We start from the raw sequence: 25,101 nt of genomic DNA on the forward strand, positions 1-25,101 counted from the left end.
TTATTTGCAGTCTGCTGACGCGCCTTCTTTCACCCATACATCGCTGTTACCTGGTTTATCACCACGGGTCCACCATTTCGCACGGTAGACATACCCCTGGTAGGTGGTCGTATCGCCACCGTTGTAAACCACATCGGAACGCCAGTTCATCTTCACCTGGCTGACCAGCTCCCACGCATCCGCGTCAAAGCCAGGTTTATTGCCCTGTGTCCAGTACTTCGCTTTCCACACCAGGTTGTCGGCGCTCACGGTGTCACCACTGTTGTAGATTTTGCTCGCACTCCAGGCCGGGTACTGGCTGGCACTGGCATCAACAGGTGCATCACAGCTGCCGGTGGCAGAGCCTTCATCAGAAGGTGGCGTGACCTCATCGGCTGGTGGTGTCACCTCGTCAGATGGCGGCGTGACCTCATCGGCTGGTGGTGTCACCTCGTCAGATGGTGGCGTGACCTCATCGGCTGCTTTTGGCGTGACAATAACCTGCACGTTCGATTGAACGCTGGTTTTACCGTCGCTGACCACCACGCTCAGGGTGTAGGTGGAATCGGAAGCGACAGCCGGTGCGGTGATATTCACGTTCGCGGTGTCAGTACCGGTTGCGTTCATGTCCGCCGGCACGCTCCAGGCATAGGTCAGCGCGTCACCATCCGGATCGGCCGCCTGCGCATGCAGGGCATAGGTTTCACCCGCCTGCAGCGTGATGCTTTCCATCGGGTTGACCACCGGTGCCTGGTTCGCTTTAGGTGCTTTGTTCACGACCTGAACATCAATGGCGTTCGTCAGGCCTTTCGCATCTTTCACCGTCAGGCGGAAGGAGAGCGTCTGGTTCTGAGTCACTGCCGCCGCGCCGAAGGAGGCTTTGGCTTTCGTGCTGTTGGTAAGGGTCACGGCTGGACCGGAAATCTGGGTCCACTTATAGGTAATGGCGTCGCCGTCCGGATCGCCAGACGCAGAGCCATCGAGGGTGACGGTAACAGGCCCGGTCACGGTCTGATCGGCAGCCGCAGCGATCGGCGCATGGTTGGTGACAACGGGATCAACCGGCGTTGAACCGCCGCCCAACAGGCTTTCGTTCATCGCATTGAGGATGTCGCCATTGTCCGAGTCGATGGACCAGGAGAACAGACCGCCCAGGTTTTTCGCCAGCACATACTTACCTTTTGCCGTGGTAGAACGCGCGTCTTCATAGGTAATCAGATCGCCGGTGGCTTTATTGAACAGATACGGCGCTTCTGCCGCGGCATCGTATTTGTATTCCCAGCCTGGCTTGCCTTTGTACTCGTTCGCAATCTGACGGTAGTCAACCACGCCCGGTTCCCAGGTGCCTTTGACCGCGCCCGTTGCCGTACCGGTGAACGGATTGTCGCCGGTGTAGCCATGAACGCCGGTCCAGCCGCGACCGTACATGCCCGCCCCCACAACAATCTTGCCCGGCTGCACGCCCTGCTCCAGCAGCGCGTTCACGCCGTTTTCAGTGGTGTAGTTGGTGTCCGGTTTCCACTCCGCGCCATGCAGCGCCGCCTGGTGGCCGAGATCAGTGTTGCTCCAGCCGCCGTAGAAGTCGTAGCTCATCAGGAAGATGTGGTCGAGGTACTGCTGCGCCGTGGTGTAATCCACGTCTTCAATTTTGTCTTTACCGGAACCAATGGCGGTGGTCAGTTCGTACGTACGGCCCGTTTCTGCTGACAGCTCGTTCAGCATCGCACGCAGATCGTGCATCACCGCGGTATAGGTAGCTTTGTCCTGAGCAGGGTTGCCAAGATTTTCCGACACGCCACCCCCCCCCGGGAATTCCCAGTCAATATCGACCCCGTCGAAGAATTTCCAGGTTTTCAGGAACTCTTTCACGGAAGAGACGAAGCGCGCACGGATCGCTGAATCATGCATCTGGAAGAACGGATCGGACATCGTCCAGCCGCCAATCGAAGGCAGCACTTTCAGATCCGGATGGGCTTTTTTCAGCGCCATCAACTGACCAAAGTTACCTTTGTAGGGGTCGTCCCAGTTGGTCACGCCGGCCTGCGGTTTTTGCAATGCCGCCCACGGATCGTGAATGGCCACGGTGTAATCCTGACGGCCCGCACAGGCGCGCTGCAGCGCGGCGAAGCTGTTGCCGTTCTCAACCGTTTTTAACCCGTCGTTGATGCCATCACCACCACAGATCGGAATGAAACCGTACAAAATGTGGTTCAGGTTCGCCGCAGGGATTTTATCCACCGGGAACTCACGCCCATAGACGCCCCACTCAGGGAAATAGGCACCCACCACTTTGTCCGTATGTTGAGAGAAAGTTTTGTTATTTTCCTTCAGGGTGGTGTTCAGCGGCAGCAGATGGCTCCCGTCCGTGTCCGCCACGATGATCAGTTTGCTGGCACTTTTAGAACACCCGCTGGCGTTACAGAGTTCAACCTGCTCCTGATAGCGTCCGCCCTTTTTCACTTTGAAGGTGGCTGATCCGGAGGCGCTTGCGGCGCCACTCCACACGGCCTGACCATCCAGAAGCACTTTCGCCGAGGTTGGCGCATCGCCGCTCCAGACGTTCCACTCAACTTTCACATCCGCGCCATCATGGACTTTCACAAGGCTGTTATAGTCTTGCGCTGCCTGGTCAACTTCAACAATCGCAAACTTATCATTGCCACTGCTGAGGGTTGGCGTACCTGGCGCCGCCGCGAAGGCAGAGCTGGACGCCGCTGCAACGAAAAGCGCCAGATATTTAGGCTTCATAAATTTCATTTTTATTTCCTGATAAATTTATTTGTAAACGTTAATGACCCATGTCTTCCTTTAAAACATGGAATAGTTTTTTACAGACTTTGAATTTCAACTTAAGCAATAATCGTTAACCGCTATTTCTGTGGCGCGCTGTATTCCTCCATTAAAAGATACAAGCTCGAATTCTGTGAAGCTTATGTCTTTAACAATACGCTGAATAAATATTGTATTCCTTTCATTCCCCAATCGAAAAAATCACTAAAAAAACTTGACCGGTGTATTCAGAATGTGGAACAGGCAACCTGATAAACAAAAACCGTCATGCCGGCAAAAGCTAAATAAGGACCGAAAGAAATAATGCGGTTATTTTTATTCGCATGTGTTGTCGCGAAATATCCGACAATACCGATTAACGCGGCAATCAATTCCAGGGTGGGCAGTGCCTGCCAGCCGCACCAGGCGCCTAACGCCGCCAGAAGTTTAAAATCGCCATAGCCTAATCCTTCTCGTCCGGTAAGCAGACGAAATGCCCAGTAAAGAGACCAGAGCGAAAGGTAGCCAGCCACCGCCCCCACCAGCGCATCCTTAAGCGGCAGCGTGTGGTCAACGAGGTGTAACAACAGTCCTGCCCACAGCAACGGCTGGGTCAGACAGTCAGGGAGCAACTGATGCTGCCAGTCAATCATCGCCAGCGGCAGCAGAAACGCGGCCAGCAACCACAGTGAGAACAACGCCGGTTCGCCCGGAATGCACAAGGCGGTGAGGCCAAAAAAGAGCGCGGTGACGAGTTCGAGCATCAATAAGCGCAGCGGGATGGCCGTGCCGCACTGCCTGCAGCGCCCGCGCAATACTAGCCAGCTGACCAGCGGGATATTCTCCCAGGCCGCAAGATCATGCTGGCACACCGGGCAGTGAGAGGCCGGAAACAGCAAGTTGCCCGCGCCTTCCTCCTCCATCACCATGCCCGGCACGCGCTCGGCGACAACGCCCAGAAAACTGCCCACCATGCTGCCCAGGATCGCACTCATCACCGGGAACCCCACCGGGTAGATTTCCCGCATCAGCGCAACGGTGTTCATGCGGTTTTGCGCCAGGTGAGCTGCACTTCGGCTTTCACATCACTGAGGTGATCGACCGGTGTAAGGTTCATTTTTTGCAGCCTGACGCCGGAGGTCTGGTTGATTTCCCGCAGCCAGTTTTTTAATTCATACACGTTTACGCGGTTCACCACGAACGATAAGGTTTGCCCGTCCTGACGCACCTCCGTCAGGGAAAGGTTAATTTCATGAGCGCTGTTCTCCACCACCGTGCGCGGGTTATCCGTTTTAATGATCATCACCGGAAGGTGGTGTTTATCTATTTCTCTGCGCATCCAGTTCAGCGTCTCTTTTTGTCGGGTCAGCGTTGATTTGCTATTTTGAATCATATTATCCAGTGGCATCATGCCCGCGTAATAAACAGCCGCGGCCAGGAGGGCAACGGCACCGGTTTTTAAAATATATTTCTCCCGGATGCTGTATTGTTGATAACGCGACGTTAGCTTCGTGATTCGCTCTTTCATTTATATTTCCCTGCGATCATGGCGGTATAAGGTGCAGTGGTAGAAACAGGCTGTAGGGTGAAATCAAAATGCTCCCCTGTTTTCTCCACAAACGACTGCAGCGCGGCCTGGCTTTGCGCACTGACGCTCAGGGTCAGCGCATTTTGTTGCGCATCGTACTCAAGCAGGGAGATCTCAAGTGCGGGTACGGCCTGCCTGGCTTGCTCAAGATCATCCAGCTGCAGGAATACCCCTTTGTGCTGCTTTTTCATGTTTTGACCAAAGTGGTATTTGATATTGGTCTGCTGGCGCATGCTGGGAAAATGGTGCTGATAAACCTGAACGATCTCCTGCTGAACCCGATTTTCCTGCTGTACCAGCATCCAGGCCATCGCGATCCGCGGGCCCAGCAACAGCCCGAGAGACAGCAGGCCCGCCGCCGCCATCGCGATTTTTATTCCTTTAGACGCGCTGCCTTTCCCTGCCTTCGGGCTGAATTCACCCTGCAGGAGGGTGACACGACAGGATTGCCACTGAGGCTGGATCAGCACCAGCGGATGCTGCCACGGTTGCAGAAGATCCACCCCAACACCGGCTGGCGGTTCGCCGTAACAGCACACGTCACCGTCTGGGTTTTTTTGCATCAGCAGCGGCAGCAGGCTGGCCTCCATTTCGCTGGCGACATGGGGCGACAGGCGCAGCCAGTAGCGGTCATCCAGGGCAACCAGCGTGCTTCCTCCTGCCGTCACCGGCAGCAGCCAGGCATCCGGCAGCACCTGAATCACCTTCAAACCGGCCTCCTGGCAACGGGCTAACCACCCGCGCAGAACATCGGTATCAATCGCCACCGCGTCAACGTCGGCCCCCTTTTTGTGAAGCACCGTCCAGTGAAGGTTGTCCACCTCGCCAATGAGCGTCTCTTCCGCCAGCCACGAGAACGCCGCCGTCTGAGAGGCAACTTTTTTCGGCAACGTAAAATGGCGGAAGATCATGTTGCCCGCGGGCAACAGTAAACAGACCCGGGCCGCGAGAGGATGGTCTGCCAGCGCGTCAAGGCGCTCCACAACGTCAACCTGCTGGCTGCCGGAAGCACACCACATTATTTTCCCGCCCTCACGGCTGTCGGGACGAACAAAAAGTACCTGTTTCATAGCCATCTGCTTTTCTTATTCAATCATTCGGTAACGACGTTGCCACGTCACGATCTCACCGGCTTCGTTATTGACCTGAAGCTGGCTTACCACGCGAAGCGTTAGCGCATCGGTGTTGCCGGTATAGTTAACGCGGAAGTACCGGCTTTGGGTGGAGAGTTGTCCGGCCACCTGCGGAAGGTCGTCTTTCACCTGCGGGAAGGCCTGCTCCAGCGCGTTGCTGAAGGTTTCCATATTTTCCCAGCCGGTTTCAGGTCGCGATTCAATCAGGCGAACGGCATCGTCTTGCGTTATTTTTCCGGGGAACATGGCGGCCAGTAAGGCGGCCTGTTCCGGTTTCAGGGTGTTCACATCCACCTTGCTGGCGGTATCCGGTAAGGCACACAGCAGCGTGCTCACCTTCCGGTATGCCGTTGCCGGAAATGCCGGCAGCAGCGTGATCTCAGCGATCGTGCGCATCATCTGATTTGCGGGCTGCCGGGGGGGCACCACGCCTGCCCAGGCATCGCTCTCCGCCCCCTCGCTGGCCGTGGTGGTATCGCCATCCAGATAGTCCACCAGCTGCGAGTAAACCTCGTGCGCCGTGGACTGGCTGAGGCCACTCCCGGTCAGGAGTTGCTCAACAATCTGCTCTTTTCGCGGTTTTTCCGGCACCGCGGGCGCATTTTGCCCCTTCGCGATGTCATCGGCCGCCAGCAGGTTATTCACGTTGAAGCAGTCCTGGGCGTCTTCTACCTGGCTGACCACCGTGTAATCGTCACCCCGGGTCTCCAGCGGCTGATGCCAGTCACCCTGCAGGGTAAGGGCTTTACTCTCACCGCTGGCGTCGCTCTGCAGACGATCTTTGACCACCTTCTCCTGAACCTGCATGGCCCAGCGCAGCTGCTGCTGACTCACCTGGTAATGGGTTTTCTGCAGATTGCGGCAGAACTGCTGGCTGATTCTGGCAGCCAGCGCCGACATCATGACCAGCAGGATCAGTACCACCAGCAGCGCGACGCCTTTCTGTTTACGTAAAGCCTTCATGATGTCGCTTCCGCTGCCGGTGGCGCGGCAGGTGCGTCTGCGGGCGCTGGCGCGGCGGCCTCGGGGATATCGCCCGGCGTTGTAAACACCCAGCGCCAGGTTTCCCCGTTTTCCATCGTCAGCGTCAGCTCGACGCCATCCGGCAGATGTGCCGGGTCGTTCCAGCTTTTTTGCCAGCCCTGACGGTAAAAACGCCACTGCAGGGATTTCACCTCGCCGACAATCGGCACCGCATCGGGTCTGGCATCCGCCGGGCTGTCAATCACCGGCCAGACATCCCGGTACAGTCGCCCCTCTTCCAGCCGCCAGCGCACGCGCTCCAGCTGTACGGTTCCGCTCACGCCGTTCAGCGTGGTCAGCTCAAGGCCGTCATCCCCCTGACGAAATGTATCCGGCTCGTTGCGCGGCGCACGCGCCTGAAGCTGATAGAAATCGCGTTCCATCAGGCTCCAGGCACGCTGAAGCTGATTGAGCTTTGCCGCGCTGGCCTCCGTCGCCGAACTGGTGCGCATCGCCCCGTCGAGGATTTGCCAGGCCAGGGTGCTGATCACCGCAAAAATGGTCAGCGCAATCATGATCTCCAGCAGGGTAAATCCCCGCTGGCGTCGGATTTTCTTCACGGTTCCTCTCCCGGCGCGATGACCTGCAGTGAAATAACCGGCTGGCTTTCATCGCCTTCTGCATAGACGCGGATGGCATTCGCCCAGCCGTTAGCCGCGGTTTTTACGCGCTGCTTTCGCCAGGCCCAGCTGCGCCCGCCCATGACCTCTGCCCCCTGCGCTTCAGCGTCAGGAAAATCACGTCTGTTGAGCTGCGCCTCCGCCAGTTGATTTTCGGCGACCCAGCTGGCCTGCAATGTATCGGCCAGCCCGTGGGTGAAACGCACGTTCAGGGAGACCGAGTTCATCAGCGCCAGTGCGGCGGTGGAGAAGATGACCAGCGCGACCATCACCTCCAGCAGCGTCATCCCCTTTTGCTTTCTCTTGCCGTTAGCCATCGTTTTCTACCGTTACAGGGGCCGCGCCTTGCGACACCACGCGGAAATGGTGCGCGTTGTCGCGGCTTTGCAGCGCCAGCGTAAAGCGGCTGATTTCACCGTCCGGCAGAAATAACACCTGCGGTTCGGATGTCACCGTGGCGGCGAGACGCTGCGGCGAGAGCGAGACGTGCATCTCCGGCGGGAAATCACCCCGGGTCGTTATCCGCCCCGCGGATAACGACACCCAGTGACGTTCACCGTTTTTATCCTCGAGCGTCACCAGCCGGTATTTATCCGCGGTCATAACCAACCCCACGATATTTCCGTCCATCACTGCCCGGTCTGAACCATAATCAACGAGGGCTTTTAATTGCTGACCAAATATATCCGCACCGCTGCGTGAGGGTATTGTTGAAACCACCATCATGGCGCAACTGGCAAATATCACCAGCGCCAGAATAATTTCCAGCAACGTAAAGCCGCGTTGACGTTTCATTATTTCTCTTTCTTATCCAGAGACCAGTTTGTAATATCATCGGCGGTATTGGCTTCGCCATCCGGACCGGCGGAGAAAACGTCTACGGCACCGTGTTCACCCGGGCTGACCAGAATATAATCCCCGCCCCACGGGTCCTGCGGCAGGCGGCGGATATAACCGTCCGCACGGTAGCCGTTGGGAATGGGCGCAATCTCTGGCTTCGTGACCAGCGCCTGCAAGCCCTGTTCGGTGGTGGGATAGCGGTGATTATCCAGCTTATACATATCCAGCGAGCCTTCGAGCGCGACGATATCGCTGGTCGCTTTTTGGGTATCCGCTTTTTCTTTATTGCCCATTAAATTGGGTACCACCATACTCGCGAGTACGCCGAGAATAACAATAACCACCATTAATTCGAGCAAGGTGAAGCCCGCCTGGCGAGCCAGGTGTTTACGTTTTATAGCCATGATTTAACCTACCATATTATTAAGTTGCAGAAGCGGTTGTAATATTGACAGGACGATGAATAAAACAATCGTCGCCATAGATACCACCAGTGCCGGTTCAAATACCGACAGCGTTAACGTAATACGATGCTGTAATGCCGATTCCTGGTTTTCCGCCGCGCGGTCCATTAAATGGCCTAATTCCCCACTCTCTTCTCCGGAGGCAATCATATACAGCATGGTCGGCGGGAATAATTTCGCCTGCTCCAGAGCCGCATAAAGCGATGCCCCCTGGCGCACGGTATCCGCCGCCTGCTCCAGCACCTGCCGGGCATACCGGTTTTCGATCCCGTCCATCGCGATATACATCCCCTCCAGCAACGGCACGCTGCTGGCCTGCAAAATGCTCAGGGTACGGATATAGCGGGCGCTGTTGATGGCGCAGACCAGCTTTTTGACGGGCGAACCGTTCACCAGCCAGCCGTGCCAGCGAAAACGATTTTTAGCGTTTCGAAGCCAGGCCTTAAAACCCATCATCCCGCCTGCCAGGCTGCCGACGATATAGAGGCCGTAAACCTGCAGGAAATCACTCACCGCGATCAGCGTGCGGGTGGTGATCGGCAGCTGCTGTTTCATATGGGTGAACTGCTCAATCACCTGGGGCACAACCGCCACCAGCAGAATGCCGATCACCGCGATGGCCACCACGGTCAGGGTGATCGGGTAGACCATCGCCTGCGTCAGTTTGCTTTTCATCTTCTGACGCTGCTCGTTGTACTCGGCCAGCTTTTCCAGCACGTCGCCCAGATGGCCGGTCTTTTCACCGGCCATTACCAGCGTGCAGTAGAGCTTGTCGAAGCTGCGCGGAAACTGGCTGAAAGCGTCAAACAGCGTATGCCCTTCCACTACCTTCTCGCGGATGTCCACCACCATCGCCGCGAGCTTTTTATCCTCCGTCTGTTTCGCGATTGCCTTCAGCGCGCTCTCCAGCGGCAGCGCAGCGTTGACGAGCGTCGACAGCTGACGGGTAAACATCGACAGCACCGGCGTGGAGAGTTTTGCCCCGGCGTTCGCATTACCGGCAGCCGCAACCTCACGGGTTTCGTTGATGCTGACGGGCATCAGCTTTTGCTCGCGCAACATCTGGCGGACCTGCTTTTGCCCCTCAGCCTGCAACGTGCCACGCCGGGTTTTGCCCGCGGTATCCCTCGCCGTCCAGGCGTAGAAGGCCATTACGCATCTCCTCCGCGCTCGGCGGTGACGCGCATCACCTCTTCCAGCGAAGTGACGCCGTCGATCACCTTCAGCAGCCCGTTCTCACGCAGACTGTAGGCCTGCTTAAAGAGCTCGGTTTCGATGGCCATTTCGTCTTTATCTTCATGAATGGCGCGGCGCAGAGTGCTGTCGACCACCAGAAACTCATGAATACCGGCGCGCCCCTGATAGCCGCTCTGGCGGCAGTGTTCGCACCCCACCGCGCGATAGATCGCGTGTGGCGGCTGGTCCATGAAGCTGAACAGCGCTTTTTCATTGTCATCCAGCGGACTGGTGGTACGGCAGTGCGGACACAGCCGACGCACCAGACGCTGGGCAATGACTCCCAGTAACGATGAACCGATTAAAAATGACTCCAGCCCCATATCCCGCAGGCGGGTTATCGCCCCGGCGGCGCTGTTGGTGTGCAGCGTAGACATGACCAGGTGACCGGTGAGCGACGCCTGCACCGCAATTTGTGCCGTCTCGGCGTCACGGATTTCGCCGATCATCACCACGTCCGGGTCCTGGCGCAGAATCGCGCGCAGCCCGCGGGCAAAGGTCATGTCCACGCGCGGGTTAACCTGCGTCTGCCCCACCCCTTCCAGCTCGTATTCAATGGGATCTTCTACGGTCAGGATGTTGCGCTCATGGCCGTTCAGCGCCGAGAGAATCGCGTACAGGGTGGTACTTTTACCGGAACCCGTTGGCCCGGTGACCAGGATAATGCCGTGCGGGCGGTCAATCAGCCCTTGTAACTTCTCCCGTTCTTCATCAATCAGCCCAAGCTTGTTGATATCAGGCTTAAGATTGCTTTTATCGAGCAGACGCATGACCACGCGTTCACCATACTGGGACGGAATGGTCGATACGCGCACGTCGACCGCCTTACGGCCAATGCGCAGGGAAATGCGGCCATCCTGCGGCAGACGTTTCTCCGCGATATCCAGCCGGGACATCACCTTGATACGCGAAACCAGCAGCGGCGCGAGCTTACGCGCGGGCTGCAACACCGGACGCAGCACGCCGTCGACGCGAAAGCGAATGCTCAGCGTACGCTCGAAGGTTTCAATATGAATATCCGACGCGCCCTCTTTTACCGCCTCGCCGAGAATGGCGTTGATCAGGCGGATCACCGGCGAGTTTTCATCGTTATCGAGCAGATCTTCGTTGTCCGGGATCTCCTCGGTTAACGCCATCAGATCGATATCGGCGTCCATATCGTCCACCAGTTGCTGGGACACCCCGCTGCTCTGCTGCCAGATCCTGGCCAGCATTTCATCGAAGGCTTCCGCCGTCAGGGTGACCGGGACAAACGCGCGTCCCAGCACCCGACGCACTTCCAGCAGCGCGAGTGCCGGGGTGTCATCACGGATATAGACCGCATCGTGAAAAAATAAAACGCCGTTATCTTTTGCGTAGCCGCTGCTACACAGGGTTTTGCTCAGTTCGTCCACGTGATACCTCCGCCTTATTCTTTAAACGGATTGCGGGACGCGCTGGTTTTCACCGATGCAGCACTCGCATCAGGGAACGCGGGTAACACGGCGTTATCCGCCGGTTCAATGATCCCGAGCTTTTTCTCCTCAACGCGCTGCTGCTGACGGGCGCGGATCTGGTCATATTTCTCTTTCGACGCCGCGCTGTAGTTGTCGTCGTCACGCAGCACGGTGGTATGAATAAAGACCATCAGGTTGCGTTTGGACGCGTCCTGTGAGGTGTAGCGGAAAAGCTGCCCGACCAGCGGAATATCCCCCAGCAGCGGCACTTTGGAGACCGACTGCTTAGTGACATTCTCCATCAGGCCACCGAGTACCACCGTTTGCCCACTGTGCACCATCACTTCGTTATTGATGGTTCGGGTATTAAAGGTTGGGCCAAGGCTGGCGTCTTCCGTTGCGCTGTTGTCGACGCTTGAGACTTCCTGCTCAATCTTCAGGTGGATCATGTCGCCGTCGTTGATTTGCGGCACAATTTTCAGTTTGGTCCCCACCGTCTTGCGCTCTACGGAGTTAAAGACATTATCGCCACTGGTGGTCTGCGAACCGGAAAGCACCGGCACGTCCTGACCGACATTGAATGACGCCTCTTTGTTATCCAGCGTGACCACGCTTGGCGTGGAAAGGATGTCGTTTTTGCCGTCGGTTGAGAGCGCGGTCATCAGCGCACCGAAATCACCGTTAAAGAAGCCGGTCGCCAGGCCAGTAAAGCTGGCGCCCTTGATGGTGCCATTTTTTATCTGACTAATGGGCAGGCCGGTGGAGCCGAACTGGACGCCACCGTGCTTGCCGGTCCACTGCACGCCGAGATCCAGACCGTTGCCGTCCTGCACTTCAGCAATGATGGCTTCCACCAGCACCTGCGGACGGCGGATGTCGAGCTTGTCGATCACCTTCTCCAGAGAGTTCATCACGTTAGGCTGCGCGGTGATCACCAGCGAGTTGGTTGACTCGTCGGCGGTAATATTCAGATCGGTCGCCGCGGTGGCCGTTTTCGCCTTCGCGGTGCCGGCTTTGTCTTTCAGCTGTTCGCCAATACCGGTGAGCACCGGAACCACTTTGGTGGCGCTGGCGTACTTGAGATAGAAGACGCGGGTATTCCCCTCGTTGTTCTGCTCGCGATCTAACTCATGGATCAGGCTGCGGGTACGCGTGCGCGCATCTTCCGAACCGCTGATCACCAGGCTGTTGGTTTCGTCATCCGCCACCACTTTGGTGGCCAACTGCGGCGCGTTCTGCCCTTTCTGCTCTTCGTTGTTGAGATTATTCAACATGTCGGAGAGCGCTTTGGCGGAAGCAAAGCGCAGGGGGACGATTTCGCGACGCTGAACACCGTCTTTATCCACGCGCTGGACCAGATCCACCAGCCGGTTCACCACGGACGCTTTACCGGTTAACAGCAGCACGTTGGAAGGCTCGAAGTGCACCACGTTGCCGATGCCGGTAGCATCGTTCAGTTGACGCAACAGCGGCGCGAGTTCACGCACCGGCACGTTTTCCATGCGCACGACACGGGTAATAATCTCATCGCCTTTGCCCGGGTTTGTGCTGTCTGCCAGCGGCGCACCGGCGGTGCGGGCCACGCTTGAGCGCACCACTTTAACCATGCCGTTATCCATCGGGATCACCGAGAGACCTTAGAGATCCAGCACGCTCAGGAAGAACTGGTAATACTCATCCTCCGTCAGCACGTTGTAGGTTCTGACAGATACGGAGCCCTGAACCGACGGGTCGACGAGAATGGTTTTGTTAAGGTTGCGGCCTACCGTATCGATAAACTCGCGGATATCGGTATTTTTAAAACTCGCGCTAAAGTTGGCTGCGAGCAGCGAACCCGAATATAACGACAATGCGGTCAGCGCCACGCACGCCCATGGAAATTTCTTCATGTCTGTACACTTATTAATTGTTAAGAACATTGACCCGAATATTTTCAAGGTGAGCGTGACGTCTGACGACAACCTCCGCTTCTTTCATTTTTGACCATTCAGCAATAATATTTTTTGCCTTTACTTCATCGGTCATATCGACAGCATTCACTTCGACTGCCACATCCCCTTTTTTCAGTCCTGAATGGCTATAAAAGGAAGAGGCATTCCGGGGATTAATGGCATAGCCTTCCAGTTGGCCTTTTTCGACAACCGGTTTTAATACCAGATAATCATTCAGATGCAGCGTGTCTGCGCCTGCATCTTTTGTCGATTTGGTTACCGGGCCGCTATCAACGCCGCCCTTGAAATAATCCGGTTTCTTTAAGGCCAGCGTCTGCGTGATGCCTTCATAATTCACGACGACACTGTCTTTGTTAATTTCCTGAATAAAGGCATCGTTAAAACCGGTCAGCGGCTCCCCTTCGCGGTAGCTCTTCTGGCCCGCGGGCGTTTTAATAACAGCGAAGGAAAGCCAGGGGTCATCACTGCGCACAATGCCTTCTATTTCCGCCGCCAGCGGGGCTTTTAGCGCAGCCGGCCCAGTGTCCTGACGTGTTGCCGCCGTGAAAAGCGTGAATGTTTTCTCTTCGCGGCGGTTTTTCAGCGGCTGCGCATCAGAGTTAGCCAACCTATTCGTAACCTTTTTATAATCTTTAAACGTGAAATACCCTTGCTGGCCGCTAAAAATTAACAGCGCCAACATCATGCAAGGGGTTATCCACCGTGACAGAAATGAGAACCTCATTTTTCATCTGGCCTTTAACAAAGCGAAAATAAGCAGCATCACGCTGCGACAAAACGTGTGAAGAGAGTAATGAGACGCGGTGAATACGACCATCGACTTCGCCACCAACTTTAATAAAGAAAATTATTGACCGTCTAAAACCGAGGTGTTAGGACATTTCTGCCGGATATTTTTACCCAGTTGAAAAATTGATCGCCCCGTCTCCTTACCGTAATTTCACGACCTGTTGCTATTCCTAATCAGAGACGGTAAGTCGTTATGTATCAGAGCCACTTTACTTTTAAAACCCCGCCCTTCAGGAAGGTCACCCGCTTATCCGGGGATTTTCTGGTGCCTTATCATCAGGACGTCTTTAACCTGCTGAAAGAGAAAACCCAACAGGCGGGAATATGCGGGCTCTTTAGCGACGATACCTCGCTGTTGGGCCAGTTCAGCGATGCGCTGAAAAACAGCGACAACCGCGTTTTTGCCATCAACGCGTTTCCAAAACTGAGCGCCAGTAGCCTGCTGTACAAGCTCAGCCCGGACACGAAAGCAATCGCCAGCCGTATTCAGGCGGTCGATACCGTGCTGCAGCAGTGGCAGGCCGGGAAAACACAGGCCACCGTGCTGGTCATTTCCCATACTGAAGCCATGAAAGAGACCTGCCGGACGGTGCTGGGGATGTTGCTCACCCGTGCGCAGGAGCTGGGGTTTCATTTATCGGTGGTGCTGACGGGCGCGGAAAATCAGGTGGCGCTGCTACAGCAATCTGATCTGCGTGAATATGTGCATACCCACCACACCTTGCGCCCCCTGACCTGCCGTGAATATCTCAGCTACGTGCAGGCGCAGTGCGAAGAGCACGGGGGCGAAAGTTCGCCGTTATCCCCGGCGCGCATGCGTAAGATGCACGCAATGACAAAAGGGAAAATCAGTGAACTGAATGCGCTGGCGCACCTGTCGATGCTCGCGGCCTGGACCGAACGCGCAAGCCAGGTCAGTCCGCGACATTTACGCCTGGCGGCCGCAGAGGTGCTGCCCGCGAAAAAACAGGGTAAGCGTCTGGCAACGGTTTCACTGTTTGCCTCTGTGCTGTTCGCGGCTTGCGGCTGGTATTTCACCGCCTCAATGACTGCTCGCCTCCCGGTTTCTCTGCCGGTCCCGATAAGCTGGAAACACCCGGCCGCCCCCGTTCAGGCCCCCGTCGTGCCGGTTATCGACAAGGAAATAGTCAATCAGCCGGACGCGATGCATCAGCTTTATCTGATGTGGGGGTATGACGCCTCGGCGGACGATGCGCTGTGTCAAAACGCGGTGAAGGTAAACCTGATGTGTAAGCAGGGAAATGCCTCTCCGGATGCGCTGGCAGGCGAAGGTTATCCGTGGGTGAGCGAGCTCAAAACCGGCAATCATCTTAACTATGCGGTGGTCGCCCGCGTCGGAGAAACCTCGATGGACCTGCTGATGAATAACCGGACCTGGCAGGTCAGCCGCAGCTGGTTTAACCGGCATGCAACCGGAAACTATACGCAACTGCACCGCCTGACGCCGGAAGGTAAAGACGCCATCAGCACAACCAGTGACGGCAAAGAGATGACCTGGCTTGATCAGCAGCTGAGCCAGGCCCTTTCTCAGCCTGAAACCCACGCTCAGCGCTGGACTGCGGAGATGATGAAACGCACTCGCGCGTTCCAGCAAAAAATGCATCTGCATGTGGACGGTATTCCCGGCGAAGAGACATTGATGCAGTTAATGCGGGAAACCAACACCACGCCGAGCGTATTGATCCAGGCTTCGCATGCAATACCGGATGCGAAAATGCAGGAGAAGCATTCCTGATGTCTACTATCAGCCTTGCGGCTCAGCGCAGCTACACCACCGGGGAAGCGGTCTGGTTTTCATATCGCCTTCCCGGACTGAGAAACGTTTTTGCCCACATCGTTTTAGGACTCCTGGGTCTGTGCGCCATGCTGATGGCCGGGTTGTACGCGCATGTGTATTGGGATCTGCGCCACCCTGCACCCGCCCCCATCAACGCGAGCAGCGCCAGACCGGAAACACAGCTTTCAGATATGCATTATGTGTATGTGAGCAAACCCTTCCCGCATCCGCACCCTAAACCTGCGCCGGTGCATGAGGATATGCCTGCCCTGCAGGATCTGCCGATTAACGGCGATGATACCGACTGGCAGCAGGCGCCTGAAGGAGTGGCTCAGCACGATACCGCGCGGGATACGTTACCCGGTACCGGGGCACACACCGACGCTTCTGCACGGGCTGGCAGTGACAGTTCCTCATTAACAGAATTGTTTAAGCAGGCGTTAAAAGAACAAGAGCAGGATTATTCGCAAGGCAAAATTCCCGCGCCGCCGGTTGACGAAACGCAGGATATTTCCCGGTCCCCTTTACGTCATAAAGGAGACCGGCTGGAGTAATTAATATTTTTCAGGCAAGGATGTCAGGTTAAGGAGTCGCCCCTTTTCCACCACAATATACTGACCTTTTTTCAGGTCGGAGAGGATTTTAATAATGGTACTGCGTGCCAGGTTGGTGTATTCCTGAATATAGTCATATATATTGATATCACGCTGATGCTGAACAATCAGTTCATTAATCTCGTATAAAAATTCGCGCACTACCGAATAGGCGCTGCGGGCAACCAGCACATCGTCACGCTTGCTCAGCATACAAATATACCAGGAGAGCACTTTCGTCAGTTCCGGCCACAGATTGTTTTCAGTCATTAGCTGGGCGAAGTCCTCTTTTTTTATCGAGCGCACGACGGTATTTGACCGAATGAGGCCATACATGTGCGTGGCGCTGTAAAACATAGAACAAAGCCCAAATATACACGGCCCCTGAACGGTGAACATGCACAGTTCATCAGATTCGCGGCGGAACTCAACGTCGCCACTGACGATAATATGAATATACTGTGAATCACTGGTAGATATTTTCTGCCACTTTTTTAACGTCTTCTCTTCAAATCCTGACGTTGCAGAAATAATTGCGTTGACTTCGTTTTGCGGACGTAATTTTTTACCGTAGATGCTTAACATTATTATACCCAATTTAAGATGTGAAATATAAAACTCAGGATTAAGACGTAAGGCCTCAACCCAGGAATATTTTCCTGATGAAACACTCAAGGAGAAAATAAAAATAGAAATTGTTTACGTTAATTTGCTGCTTTACTTAGCAAGCTATGTGTCCATCTTAAATCCGGATAATTTTAAGTCAATTAACTAAAAATGAATTGAATTTGTACTTAAGATTAATCTTACTTAAATTACGCGAAAAATACTTACGAGGGGGTATCCCGCAGGATCACCCCTGTCCGTACTTTTCCAGAAGCGCTTCAGCGATGGCCAGCGTTTCACGGTCAGCCACACCATTCCACAGCTGTGGACGGAAGTGCATTTGAAACGCGGTAATCACTCTTTTCTGCTGCTGGGCTGTGGCAGCCTCAGGCACTTCATAGCCATACCGCGCTAACAGATCGAGCAGCAGTGCGCTGTCCACTTCCTGATAGCGTGGCTGCCCATTGAGATAAAAGTTGACGCGGTCCGGATCGGGCCAGGCACCCATTCCCTGCTGCGCCAGTTCGCGCCAGGGGAACAGCGGGCCGGGATCGTCTTTACGCTGGGGGGCAATATCAGAGTGCGCGACGACGTTCTGCGGCTTAATGTCGTAGCGGGCGATAATGTCTTTGGCGAGCGGGATCAGAGCCGCAATTTGCGCCGGCTCGAACGGGGTGAAGTGTTTTACCCCCGCCGTTTTTTGCCAGCCCCGGTTTTCCAGCTCAATCCCCACGGAGGTGTCATTAATACGGTTGGTGCCGCGCCAGAAGCTGATGCCGGCATGCCATGCCAGTTCGCTCTCCGGCACCAGCTGCCAGATACGCGGTTTGCCCTCAGGGGCAGGCGGTTTGGCGGGGATCAGGTAGTGAGAGCTGACATTCTTGTCGGTTAACGTCGCCAGCGAGCTGTCAAAGTCATCGGCGGTGTAGTGGATCACCAGCACCTTTATACGCGGGTAAGCCGCCTGGGCCTGATGGCGGGTATCCAGCTCATAGGCACCTTTATCAATAATGCCTTTTTCCGTGGCGCACCCTGCCAGCAACAGCGCCAGCAGGAGTGTGGCAAGCGAGCGCTTCATCGACGGGTTTTCACCGCCGTACCGCTTACGCTCACCATCAGCATGCTGGCATCTTTACCGACCGTTTCGTAGTCAATATCGATACCTACCACGGCATCTGCACCCAGCGCCTTGGCCTGTTCGCCAAGCTCTTTAAACGCAATTTCGCGGGCTTTGCGCAGCTCTTTCTCATACGCGCCAGAACGTCCCCCCACGATATCGCGAATGCCGGCAAAGAAGTCCCGGAAAATGTTCGCGCCCAGTATGGCTTCGCCGGTGACCACGCCGCAGTACTCGGTAATAGGTTGCCCTTCCAGGGTAGGCGTTGTTGAAAACTGCATACTTTCTCTCCTTCTTTAGCGTTCAATGCCTTAGGTACAGCATTATCGGTTCGTTACGCTATGATTGAAAGGATAGTTAATAAATAAGGAAATCAACATGCGCTATTCAGCTTTAACACTTTTCGTGCCCTGCGCGCTGGTGCTCAGCGCCTGCACCACCACGGTCACGCCAGCCTTTAAGGATATTGGTACCCGCAGCGGCCCATGCATTGAGGGCGGCCCGGATACCGTGGCGCAACAGTTCTATGATTACCGCATACAGCACCGCAGCAATGATATTACCGCCCTGCGACCGTATCTGAGTGACGGCCTGGCGAAACTGCTGAGCGACGCCACCCGCGATCCGCAGCATAACGCGCTGCTTAAATCCGATCCGTTCTCCAGCCGCGCCACGCTGCCTGACAGCGCCGAGGTCACCAGTGCTTCAACGATCCCAAACACCGATGCGCGAAACATTCCCCTGCGCGTCAAACTGACCCAGGGAACCCAAACCTGGCAGGATGAAGTGCTGATGATCCGTGAAGGTCAGTGCTGGGCGGTGGACGACGTAAGGTACGTCGGTGGCAGCGTTCACGCCCCGGCAGGCACGCTCCGCCAGTCGATTGAAAACCGCTAAGCCTCCCGTTTAAAAAGCGTTAACCCCGTAAAATGTGCGGCATTTCATGCGGAATGCCGACATTTATACTCGCCGACATTGCCGTTCGCTATTTTGTGCTATGTTTAGAGGGTATTGCGGGTTATATTTAACTTTTAACGCAGAAATATTGCATAACTATTCTGTCAACGGTACTATCTGCGGCCTCAATTGCTATAGATTGCCTGGATGAGTAAAGACTGCCCCGATGAGTATTAAACTAAACGGCATTAACTGCTTCTACGGCGCACACCAGGCGCTGTTTGACATCACGCTGGACTGCCCGGAAGGCGAAACGCTGGTTTTGCTTGGCCCAAGCGGTGCAGGTAAAAGCTCCCTTCTGCGTGTCCTTAATCTGCTTGAAATGCCCCGTTCGGGTACGCTGGCTATCGCCGGTAACCATTTTGATTTCGCGAAAACACCGTCTGATAAAGCGATTCGTGAACTGCGTCAAAACGTTGGCATGGTCTTCCAGCAATACAATCTCTGGCCGCATCTGACCGTACTGCAAAACCTGATCGAAGCCCCGTGCCGCGTGCTGGGCTTAAGCAAAGATCAGGCGATCGCGCGTGCGGATAAGCTGCTGGAGCGTCTGCGCCTCAAGCCTTACAGCGACCGCTATCCGCTGCACCTGTCCGGTGGTCAGCAGCAACGTGTGGCGATTGCCCGTGCGCTGATGATGGAGCCTGCGGTACTGCTGTTTGATGAACCGACCGCGGCGCTGGATCCCGAAATTACCGCCCAGATCGTGAGCATCATTCGCGAGCTGGCGGAAACCCATATTACTCAGGTCATCGTAACCCATGAAGTGGAAGTGGCGCGCAAAACGGCCAGCCGCGTGGTCTACATGGAAAACGGGTATATCGTTGAGCAAGGTGATGCGAGCTGCTTCTCAAACCCGCAAACCGATGCGTTCAAAAACTATTTATCTCATTGATTGTGTCAGGGGAAATGATAATGAAAAAAGTATTACTTGCCGCGCTGCTCGCCAGCGTCACCCTTTCCGCTACCGCAGCCCAGACGATTCGTTTCGCGACTGAAGCGTCTTATCCTCCGTTTGAATCCATTGATGCGAACAATAAAATTGTCGGCTTTGACGTGGATCTGGCAAACGCCCTGTGTAAAGAGATCGACGCAACCTGTACCTTCAGCAACCAGGCCTTCGACAGCCTGATCCCAAGCCTGAAGTTCCGCCGTATCGACGCCGTTATGGCCGGAATGGATATCACCCCTGAGCGCGAAAAACAGGTTCTCTTCACCACCCCTTACTACGACAACTCTGCCCTGTTTATTGGTCAGAAAGGCAAATTCACGTCGGTTGATCAGCTGAAAGGCAAGAAAGTGGGCGTGCAGAACGGCACCACGCACCAGAAATTCATCATGGATAAACACCCGGAAATCACCACCGTTCCGTATGACAGCTACCAGAATGCGAAGCTGGATCTGCAGAACGGCCGTATTGATGGCGTGTTCGGCGACACCGCCGTGGTGACCGAATGGCTGAAAGCCAACGATAAACTGGCACCAGTGGGCGATAAAGTGACCGACAAGGATTACTTCGGCACGGGTCTGGGTATTGCCGTTCGTCAGGGCAACACTGAGCTGCAGCAGAAATTCAACGCTGCGCTGGAAAAAGTGAAGAAAGACGGCACCTACGAAACCATCTACCAAAAATGGTTCCAGAAGTAATTCCTGATGAATGAAATTTTTCCTTTAGCAAGCGCCGCCGGGATGACCGTCGGCCTTGCCGTTTGCGCACTGATTATCGGCCTTGTGCTGGCGATGATCTTTGCGGTATGGGAATCAGCAAAATGGTTCCCTGTCGCATGGACCGGCTCAGCGCTGGTCACCGTGCTGCGCGGGCTGCCTGAAATTCTGGTGGTCCTGTTTATCTATTTTGGCTCCTCGCAGCTGCTGTTAACGCTGTCGGACGGCTTCACCCTCAATCTGGGTGTGGTGCAGATCCCGGTGCAGATGCAGATTGAGAACTTTGACGTCAGCCCGTTCCTGTGCGGCGTGATTGCCCTCTCTCTGCTTTATTCCGCGTATGCCTCGCAAACCCTGCGCGGTGCGCTGAAAGCGGTTCCGCAGGGACAGTGGGAGTCTGGCCAGGCGTTAGGCTTGTCGAAATCGGCGATCTTCTTCCGTCTGGTGATGCCGCAGATGTGGCGTCATGCGCTGCCCGGGCTGGGTAACCAGTGGCTGGTGCTGCTGAAAGATACCGCGCTGGTAAGCCTGATCAGCGTGAACGATTTAATGCTGCAAACCAAAAGTATCGCGACCCGTACCCAGGAGCCGTTTACCTGGTACATCGTGGCGGCGGCTATCTACCTGGTGATCACGCTGGTGAGTCAGTACATCCTCAAGCGCATTGATCTGCGTGCGACGCGCTTTGAACGGAGACCAGGCTGATGCTTGAATATTTTCCGGAGCTGATGAAAGGGCTGCACACCAGCCTGACGCTGACCGTCGCATCGATCATCGTGGCGCTGATCCTGGCGTTGATCTTTACCATCGTCCTGACGCTAAAAACGCCGGTGCTGGTATGGATTGTGCGAGCCTACATTACCTTGTTCACCGGTACACCGCTGCTGGTGCAGATCTTCCTGATTTACTACGGCCCGGGCCAGTTCCCGTCGCTGCAGGAGTATCCGGTTATCTGGCATCTGCTTTCTGAGCCATGGCTATGCGCCCTGATTGCCCTTTCGCTGAACAGCGCGGCCTATACCACGCAGCTGTTCTACGGGGCTATCCGTGCCATCCCGGAAGGGCAATGGCAGTCCTGTGGTGCGCTGGGCATGAGCAAGAAAGACACGTTGGCTATTTTGCTGCCGTACGCGTTTAAACGTGCGCTCTCCTCCTACTCCAACGAAGTGGTGCTGGTTTTCAAGAGTACGTCTCTGGCCTACACCATCACGCTGATGGAAGTCATGGGCCACGGGCAGCTGCTCTATGGACGCACCTATGACGTCATGGTGTTCGGTGCCGCGGGCGTGGTCTATCTGGTGGTGAACGGTTTGCTGACGCTGATGATGCGCCTTATCGAACGTAAAGCGCTGGCGTTTGAGCGCCGTAATTAATCACAGATTTGCATAAATTTTATTGACGAAGACGGGCAAGTCTAACGACTGCCCGTCTTTTTTTATGGGTTAAATAATATTTAATCATTTTTATTGAATATAAATTCATTAAATGGCATTGTATTTCCATGCCGCAGACACGGCGCATAAGACAGACTGACAGACGGGAGCATTACAATGAAAAAGTTAGTTCTGGCCGCTTTACTGGTCACTTTCGCCGCTGGCGCATCAGCTGCAGATAAAATCAACTTCGGCGTTTCGGCCACCTATCCGCCGTTTGAGTCGCTGGATGCCAGCAACCAGATTGTCGGTTTTGATATCGACCTCGCCAAAGCCCTGTGCAAACAGATGCAGGCCGACTGCACGTTCACGAACCATGCGTTTGACAGCCTGATCCCGTCGCTGAAATTCAAAAAATACGACGCGGTGATCTCCGGGATGGACATCACCCCAGAGCGTAGCAAGCAGGTCACCTTCACCGACCCGTACTACGCCAACTCGGCGGTGGTCATTGCGAAGAAAGGGGCTTACACATCCTTTGACCAGCTGAAAGGCAAACGCATTGGGATGGAAAACGGCACCACGCACCAGAAATACCTGCAGGACAAACATCCTGAAGTGAAAACCGTGGCCTATGACAGCTACCAGAATGCCATTATCGACCTGAAAAATGGCCGTATTGATGGTGTCTTCGGTGACACTGCGGTGGTGAACGAGTGGCTGAAAACCAACCCACAGCTGGGCACCGCGACCGAAAAAGTGACCGATCCACAGTACTTCGGTACGGGCCTGGGCATTGCGGTGCGTCCGGATAACAAAGCCCTGCTGGAAAAACTGAATGGCGCGCTGAAAGCAATTAAAGCTGACGGCACGTACAAGAAAATCAGCGATCGGTGGTTCCCGCAATAACAGCTTTTTGTCGGGTAGCCTGGCCTACGGGGGTGGTCTGTAGGCCGGGCAAACCCGGCAATTTCACAGTGGAACAAAGAAGCGAAAACGAGCCCCGTTCGTGGACTCCATCAGCCTGATCCCCCCGCCGTGCAGTTCCAGCATGCGTTTCACAATCAACAGCCCCAACCCGCCACGGTTTTCCCGTGATGCCTGCGGATTTAACGCCGAAGGACGCTCAAACAGATCGTTGCGAAGAGAAGCATCAACGCCGGTTCCATTATCAGCCACCTCAACCTGTAGCTGCGCGTTCTCCTGCCAGACCGCCAGACGAACCTCTCCACCGGTCGGCGTATGCCGCATCGCGTTATCCAGCAGGTTAGTCACCACCCGCTCAATCATCGAGACATCGGCATTCACCAGCGGCAACGGGCCCGGTACATCAATGCGCAGGTTCACCTCCCGCGTGCGGGCCGTGAGTTCAAATTTCTGCGCCACGTCTGATATCAGCTCACCCATGGCAAAACGCTCGCGCTGCGGTTTGATGCCGCCGTGCTCAAGGCGCGCCAGTTCAAACAGCTGCTGCGAAAGATGACGCACTTTCTGCCCCTGGCGCAGCGCCGTGGCGAGATACTGCTGGTGCTCTTGCGGCGTCAGCGTCGCGGATTTCAGCGACAGCGTTTCGAGATAGCCCAGCAAGGAGGTGAGCGGCGTGCGTAAATCGTGCGAAATATTGGCGATAAACTCCCGGCGCTGGCGATCGCTGTCGGCCAGCTGATCCCACTGCAGGGTGATTTTACGGGCCAGCTCGATAAACGTATTGCGCAGCGTGGCCACTTCATCCTTTACCGTGGTTTCTGTAGGCTGCGCCGCCAGCTGTTTAATGGCGCTAATGCTGTCCTGCTCCAGCCCGGCCACTTCCTGCGTGAGACGTTTGACCGGACGCGTTACCCAGTACCAGACCAGTAACCCCGCCAGCACACCAAACAGCGCGACCCACATTAATGACCACAGGACGGTGTTCCAGAGCGCCTGATGCCAGGCCATCTCCGCCAGCGCGTTTGACTCTTCGCCCTGCAGAATAATGTACAGATAGCCTTTCAGCTCTCCGTCCTGACGCAACGGCGTTGCGCTGAAAACCTTTTTGTTCTGGCTTCGCGGGTCATCGCCCAGTACCGGCCGCGCGGCATCACTGAGGAAAGTCTGCACCGGCCCGAGGTCGATTTTTTGCCGCTGGATATGCCCCGGCGGCGCGGCGTCAGCCAGCAGTTCGCCATCAGGCGAGACAACGTACAGTTCGACGCTTGGGTTGAAGGTCATCAGCCGGTCAAAGAGCGGTTTCAGCGCGTGGCGGTCAACCCTGCCCTGCGCATCCAGAATCGGTTCCCGCTGGACAATCTGCTGCGCCAGGCCACCAGACAGCCGCTGCACCATCGCATTACCGTACTGCGTGGTGCTGTAAAGTTGCACCGCGCAGGCGATGGTCGCACAGAGCGTCAGCAGCAGAATAAACAACAGCGTCAGGCGCTGGCTCAGGCTAAAGCGGCGCATCGTTTGGCTCCGCAAATTTGTAGCCTTTGCCCCAGACGGTGCGAATGATCTCCGGCTCGGCAGCATCCTTCTCAATCTTGATGCGCAGGCGGTTAATGTGGGTATTGACGGTGTGTTCGTAACCTTCGTGCTGATAGCCCCAGACCTGTTCCAGCAGCGCCAGACGCGAGAAAACTTCACCGGGATGACGGGCAAAGAAGTACAGCAGTTCAAACTCGCGCGGGGTGAGATCCACCACCTGGCCGTGCAAAAGCACGCTGCGCGCCAGCGGGTCGAGCGTCAGGCCGTGAGCCTGAATATTCCCGGCACTTTGCGCCTGCCCCATCGCCTGCTGGCGCCGGAACAGCGCCTTGATGCGCGCGATCAGCTCCTGTACCGAAAACGGCTTGGCCAGATAATCGTCCGCCCCGGTTTCCAGCCCGGTAATGCGGTCGGTTTCGCTGCTGCGGGCGCTGATGATGATCACCGGCAGGTAGCGGGTCATCTGGCGGATGCGACGGCAAATCTCCAGACCGTCGACGTTGGGGAGCATTAAATCGAGGATCACCGCGTCCCACGGCTGCTTTTCGAGGCGCTGTAAGGCATTGCCCCCGTCGGGCTCGTGGGTGATGGCGTAGCCTTCATCTTCTAAGTTGAGGCGCAGAAGCGCCGCGATATCGTGGTCATCTTCCACCAGCAGGATCTGCTTCATGGGTAAGCCTTCTTCAATTCTGATGAGATAAGC

25 protein-coding genes and 1 pseudogene are annotated in these 25,101 nt (G+C 55.6%); 8 read left to right on the forward strand and 18 right to left on the reverse strand.

The features are described from left to right. The 13 genes and pseudogenes from QE396_RS09485 to gspC form a co-directional block, all read right to left on the reverse strand. Positions 1 to 2,736 carry a glycosyl hydrolase family 18 protein gene (locus tag QE396_RS09485; RefSeq protein ID WP_047366293.1) on the reverse strand — a complete coding sequence of 912 codons (2,736 nt, stop codon included), beginning with the start codon at positions 2,734 to 2,736 and terminating at the stop codon, positions 1 to 3. A gap of 260 nt (positions 2,737 to 2,996) precedes the next feature. Then, positions 2,997 to 3,794, reverse strand: a complete 798-nt coding sequence (locus tag QE396_RS09490; protein ID WP_020884850.1) for an A24 family peptidase — start codon at positions 3,792 to 3,794, stop codon at positions 2,997 to 2,999. After that, positions 3,791 to 4,276, reverse strand: a complete 486-nt coding sequence (gene gspM, locus QE396_RS09495) for a type II secretion system protein GspM (protein WP_020884851.1) — start codon at positions 4,274 to 4,276, stop codon at positions 3,791 to 3,793. The genes QE396_RS09490 and gspM overlap by 4 nt, the downstream gene beginning before the upstream one ends. Further along, complete coding sequence (gspL, locus tag QE396_RS09500) at positions 4,273 to 5,406, reverse strand: type II secretion system protein GspL (RefSeq protein ID WP_309950852.1); 1,134 nt, start codon at positions 5,404 to 5,406, stop codon at positions 4,273 to 4,275. Before gspL ends, gspM begins: the two co-directional genes overlap by 4 nt. A gap of 15 nt (positions 5,407 to 5,421) precedes the next feature. Further along, positions 5,422 to 6,432 (reverse strand): type II secretion system minor pseudopilin GspK, encoded by a 1,011-nt coding sequence (gene gspK, locus QE396_RS09505; protein ID WP_020884853.1) that lies wholly within the window; start codon positions 6,430 to 6,432, stop codon positions 5,422 to 5,424. Beyond that, a complete protein-coding gene (gene gspJ, locus QE396_RS09510) occupies positions 6,429 to 7,052 on the reverse strand; it encodes a type II secretion system minor pseudopilin GspJ (protein ID WP_020884854.1) in 624 nt (207 codons plus the stop codon). Before gspJ ends, gspK begins: the two co-directional genes overlap by 4 nt. Next, positions 7,049 to 7,429 carry a type II secretion system minor pseudopilin GspI gene (gene gspI, locus QE396_RS09515; protein WP_014169336.1) on the reverse strand — a complete coding sequence of 127 codons (381 nt, stop codon included), beginning with the start codon at positions 7,427 to 7,429 and terminating at the stop codon, positions 7,049 to 7,051. Before gspI ends, gspJ begins: the two co-directional genes overlap by 4 nt. Then, a complete protein-coding gene (gspH, locus tag QE396_RS09520) occupies positions 7,422 to 7,907 on the reverse strand; it encodes a type II secretion system minor pseudopilin GspH (protein WP_020884856.1) in 486 nt (161 codons plus the stop codon). The genes gspI and gspH overlap by 8 nt, the downstream gene beginning before the upstream one ends. Beyond that, the gene (gene gspG, locus QE396_RS09525) at positions 7,907 to 8,356 is read right to left on the reverse strand and encodes a type II secretion system major pseudopilin GspG (protein ID WP_014169334.1); all 450 of its coding nucleotides are present in this window, start codon (positions 8,354 to 8,356) and stop codon (positions 7,907 to 7,909) included. Before gspG ends, gspH begins: the two co-directional genes overlap by 1 nt. A 3-nt stretch (positions 8,357 to 8,359) precedes the next feature. Continuing rightward, positions 8,360 to 9,568, reverse strand: coding sequence for a type II secretion system inner membrane protein GspF (gene gspF / locus QE396_RS09530; protein WP_014169333.1), 1,209 nt, complete (start codon positions 9,566 to 9,568; stop codon positions 8,360 to 8,362). Continuing rightward, the gene (gspE, locus tag QE396_RS09535; protein ID WP_020884857.1) at positions 9,568 to 11,046 is read right to left on the reverse strand and encodes a type II secretion system ATPase GspE; all 1,479 of its coding nucleotides are present in this window, start codon (positions 11,044 to 11,046) and stop codon (positions 9,568 to 9,570) included. The genes gspF and gspE overlap by 1 nt, the downstream gene beginning before the upstream one ends. 14 nt (positions 11,047 to 11,060) lie before the next feature. After that, positions 11,061 to 12,977: pseudogene (gene gspD, locus QE396_RS09540) on the reverse strand (type II secretion system secretin GspD). Between the two features lie 13 nt (positions 12,978 to 12,990). Then, positions 12,991 to 13,722 (reverse strand): type II secretion system protein GspC, encoded by a 732-nt coding sequence (gspC, locus tag QE396_RS09545; RefSeq protein ID WP_032670654.1) that lies wholly within the window; start codon positions 13,720 to 13,722, stop codon positions 12,991 to 12,993. Positions 13,723 to 14,022: 300 nt separating this feature from the next. Between gspC and QE396_RS09550 the strand changes: the two genes are divergently transcribed. Further along, entirely contained in the window at positions 14,023 to 15,585 is a 1,563-nt protein-coding gene (locus QE396_RS09550; RefSeq protein ID WP_020884860.1) for an ExeA family protein, read from the forward strand. Beyond that, positions 15,585 to 16,181: a hypothetical protein gene (locus QE396_RS09555; protein WP_020884861.1), complete on the forward strand. Its 597-nt coding sequence runs from the start codon at positions 15,585 to 15,587 to the stop codon at positions 16,179 to 16,181. Before QE396_RS09550 ends, QE396_RS09555 begins: the two co-directional genes overlap by 1 nt. Here the strand turns inward: QE396_RS09555 and QE396_RS09560 are convergent, their stop codons facing one another. The 3 genes from QE396_RS09560 to QE396_RS09570 all read right to left on the reverse strand — a co-directional run bounded on the left by QE396_RS09560 (position 16,182) and on the right by QE396_RS09570 (position 18,224). Then, positions 16,182 to 16,805, reverse strand: coding sequence for a helix-turn-helix domain-containing protein (locus QE396_RS09560; RefSeq protein ID WP_020884862.1), 624 nt, complete (start codon positions 16,803 to 16,805; stop codon positions 16,182 to 16,184). Positions 16,806 to 17,073: 268 nt separating this feature from the next. Further along, positions 17,074 to 17,904 (reverse strand): N-acetylmuramoyl-L-alanine amidase, encoded by an 831-nt coding sequence (locus QE396_RS09565; protein WP_020884863.1) that lies wholly within the window; start codon positions 17,902 to 17,904, stop codon positions 17,074 to 17,076. Next, complete coding sequence (locus QE396_RS09570; RefSeq protein ID WP_006174327.1) at positions 17,901 to 18,224, reverse strand: heavy metal-binding domain-containing protein; 324 nt, start codon at positions 18,222 to 18,224, stop codon at positions 17,901 to 17,903. Before QE396_RS09570 ends, QE396_RS09565 begins: the two co-directional genes overlap by 4 nt. A gap of 97 nt (positions 18,225 to 18,321) precedes the next feature. Here QE396_RS09570 and QE396_RS09575 point away from each other — a divergent pair, with 97 nt between their 5' ends. The 6 genes from QE396_RS09575 to artJ all read left to right on the forward strand — a co-directional run bounded on the left by QE396_RS09575 (position 18,322) and on the right by artJ (position 22,847). After that, positions 18,322 to 18,840, forward strand: coding sequence for a lipoprotein (locus tag QE396_RS09575; RefSeq protein ID WP_014169325.1), 519 nt, complete (start codon positions 18,322 to 18,324; stop codon positions 18,838 to 18,840). A 226-nt stretch (positions 18,841 to 19,066) separates the two neighbouring features. Continuing rightward, positions 19,067 to 19,795, forward strand: a complete 729-nt coding sequence (gene artP, locus QE396_RS09580) for an arginine ABC transporter ATP-binding protein ArtP (protein ID WP_014169324.1) — start codon at positions 19,067 to 19,069, stop codon at positions 19,793 to 19,795. A gap of 20 nt (positions 19,796 to 19,815) precedes the next feature. Next, positions 19,816 to 20,547 (forward strand): arginine ABC transporter substrate-binding protein ArtI, encoded by a 732-nt coding sequence (gene artI / locus QE396_RS09585; protein ID WP_047366294.1) that lies wholly within the window; start codon positions 19,816 to 19,818, stop codon positions 20,545 to 20,547. A 6-nt stretch (positions 20,548 to 20,553) separates the two neighbouring features. Next, positions 20,554 to 21,270: an arginine ABC transporter permease ArtQ gene (artQ, locus tag QE396_RS09590; protein ID WP_047366295.1), complete on the forward strand. Its 717-nt coding sequence runs from the start codon at positions 20,554 to 20,556 to the stop codon at positions 21,268 to 21,270. Continuing rightward, a complete protein-coding gene (artM, locus tag QE396_RS09595) occupies positions 21,270 to 21,938 on the forward strand; it encodes an arginine ABC transporter permease ArtM (protein WP_014169321.1) in 669 nt (222 codons plus the stop codon). Before artQ ends, artM begins: the two co-directional genes overlap by 1 nt. Before the next feature lie 177 nt (positions 21,939 to 22,115). Beyond that, complete coding sequence (gene artJ, locus QE396_RS09600; protein WP_047366296.1) at positions 22,116 to 22,847, forward strand: arginine ABC transporter substrate-binding protein ArtJ; 732 nt, start codon at positions 22,116 to 22,118, stop codon at positions 22,845 to 22,847. A 63-nt stretch (positions 22,848 to 22,910) separates the two neighbouring features. Here the strand turns inward: artJ and QE396_RS09605 are convergent, their stop codons facing one another. Together QE396_RS09605 and QE396_RS09610 are read right to left on the reverse strand one after the other, a co-directional pair. Further along, positions 22,911 to 24,377, reverse strand: a complete 1,467-nt coding sequence (locus QE396_RS09605; protein WP_047366297.1) for an ATP-binding protein — start codon at positions 24,375 to 24,377, stop codon at positions 22,911 to 22,913. Further along, entirely contained in the window at positions 24,364 to 25,068 is a 705-nt protein-coding gene (locus QE396_RS09610; protein ID WP_014169317.1) for a response regulator transcription factor, read from the reverse strand. Before QE396_RS09610 ends, QE396_RS09605 begins: the two co-directional genes overlap by 14 nt. Positions 25,069 to 25,101 lie beyond the last annotated feature (33 nt).

It is taken from the genome of Enterobacter sp. SORGH_AS_0287 (genome assembly GCF_031453695.1).
In the GTDB taxonomy this organism is placed as follows: domain Bacteria; phylum Pseudomonadota; class Gammaproteobacteria; order Enterobacterales; family Enterobacteriaceae; genus Enterobacter; species Enterobacter ludwigii.

Excerpts from the sequence above, each read along its gene's own strand:
- QE396_RS09485 (WP_047366293.1), bottom strand. The coding sequence starts at position 2,736 with ATGAAATTTATGAAGCCTAAATATCTGGCGCTTTTCGTTGCAGCGGCG.
- QE396_RS09490 (WP_020884850.1), bottom strand. The coding sequence starts at position 3,794 with ATGAACACCGTTGCGCTGATGCGGGAAATCTACCCGGTGGGGTTCCCG.
- gspM (WP_020884851.1), bottom strand. The coding sequence starts at position 4,276 with ATGAAAGAGCGAATCACGAAGCTAACGTCGCGTTATCAACAATACAGC.
- gspL (WP_309950852.1), bottom strand. The coding sequence starts at position 5,406 with ATGAAACAGGTACTTTTTGTTCGTCCCGACAGCCGTGAGGGCGGGAAA.
- gspK (WP_020884853.1), bottom strand. The coding sequence starts at position 6,432 with ATGAAGGCTTTACGTAAACAGAAAGGCGTCGCGCTGCTGGTGGTACTG.
- gspI (WP_014169336.1), bottom strand. The coding sequence starts at position 7,429 with ATGGCTAACGGCAAGAGAAAGCAAAAGGGGATGACGCTGCTGGAGGTG.
- gspH (WP_020884856.1), bottom strand. The coding sequence starts at position 7,907 with ATGAAACGTCAACGCGGCTTTACGTTGCTGGAAATTATTCTGGCGCTG.
- gspG (WP_014169334.1), bottom strand. The coding sequence starts at position 8,356 with ATGGCTATAAAACGTAAACACCTGGCTCGCCAGGCGGGCTTCACCTTG.
- gspF (WP_014169333.1), bottom strand. The coding sequence starts at position 9,568 with ATGGCCTTCTACGCCTGGACGGCGAGGGATACCGCGGGCAAAACCCGG.
- gspC (WP_032670654.1), bottom strand. The coding sequence starts at position 13,722 with ATGTTGGCGCTGTTAATTTTTAGCGGCCAGCAAGGGTATTTCACGTTT.
- QE396_RS09550 (WP_020884860.1), top strand. The coding sequence starts at position 14,023 with ATGTATCAGAGCCACTTTACTTTTAAAACCCCGCCCTTCAGGAAGGTC.
- QE396_RS09555 (WP_020884861.1), top strand. The coding sequence starts at position 15,585 with ATGTCTACTATCAGCCTTGCGGCTCAGCGCAGCTACACCACCGGGGAA.
- QE396_RS09560 (WP_020884862.1), bottom strand. The coding sequence starts at position 16,805 with ATGTTAAGCATCTACGGTAAAAAATTACGTCCGCAAAACGAAGTCAAC.
- QE396_RS09565 (WP_020884863.1), bottom strand. The coding sequence starts at position 17,904 with ATGAAGCGCTCGCTTGCCACACTCCTGCTGGCGCTGTTGCTGGCAGGG.
- QE396_RS09570 (WP_006174327.1), bottom strand. The coding sequence starts at position 18,224 with ATGCAGTTTTCAACAACGCCTACCCTGGAAGGGCAACCTATTACCGAG.
- QE396_RS09575 (WP_014169325.1), top strand. The coding sequence starts at position 18,322 with ATGCGCTATTCAGCTTTAACACTTTTCGTGCCCTGCGCGCTGGTGCTC.
- artP (WP_014169324.1), top strand. The coding sequence starts at position 19,067 with ATGAGTATTAAACTAAACGGCATTAACTGCTTCTACGGCGCACACCAG.
- artI (WP_047366294.1), top strand. The coding sequence starts at position 19,816 with ATGAAAAAAGTATTACTTGCCGCGCTGCTCGCCAGCGTCACCCTTTCC.
- artQ (WP_047366295.1), top strand. The coding sequence starts at position 20,554 with ATGAATGAAATTTTTCCTTTAGCAAGCGCCGCCGGGATGACCGTCGGC.
- artM (WP_014169321.1), top strand. The coding sequence starts at position 21,270 with ATGCTTGAATATTTTCCGGAGCTGATGAAAGGGCTGCACACCAGCCTG.
- artJ (WP_047366296.1), top strand. The coding sequence starts at position 22,116 with ATGAAAAAGTTAGTTCTGGCCGCTTTACTGGTCACTTTCGCCGCTGGC.
- QE396_RS09605 (WP_047366297.1), bottom strand. The coding sequence starts at position 24,377 with ATGCGCCGCTTTAGCCTGAGCCAGCGCCTGACGCTGTTGTTTATTCTG.
- QE396_RS09610 (WP_014169317.1), bottom strand. The coding sequence starts at position 25,068 with ATGAAGCAGATCCTGCTGGTGGAAGATGACCACGATATCGCGGCGCTT.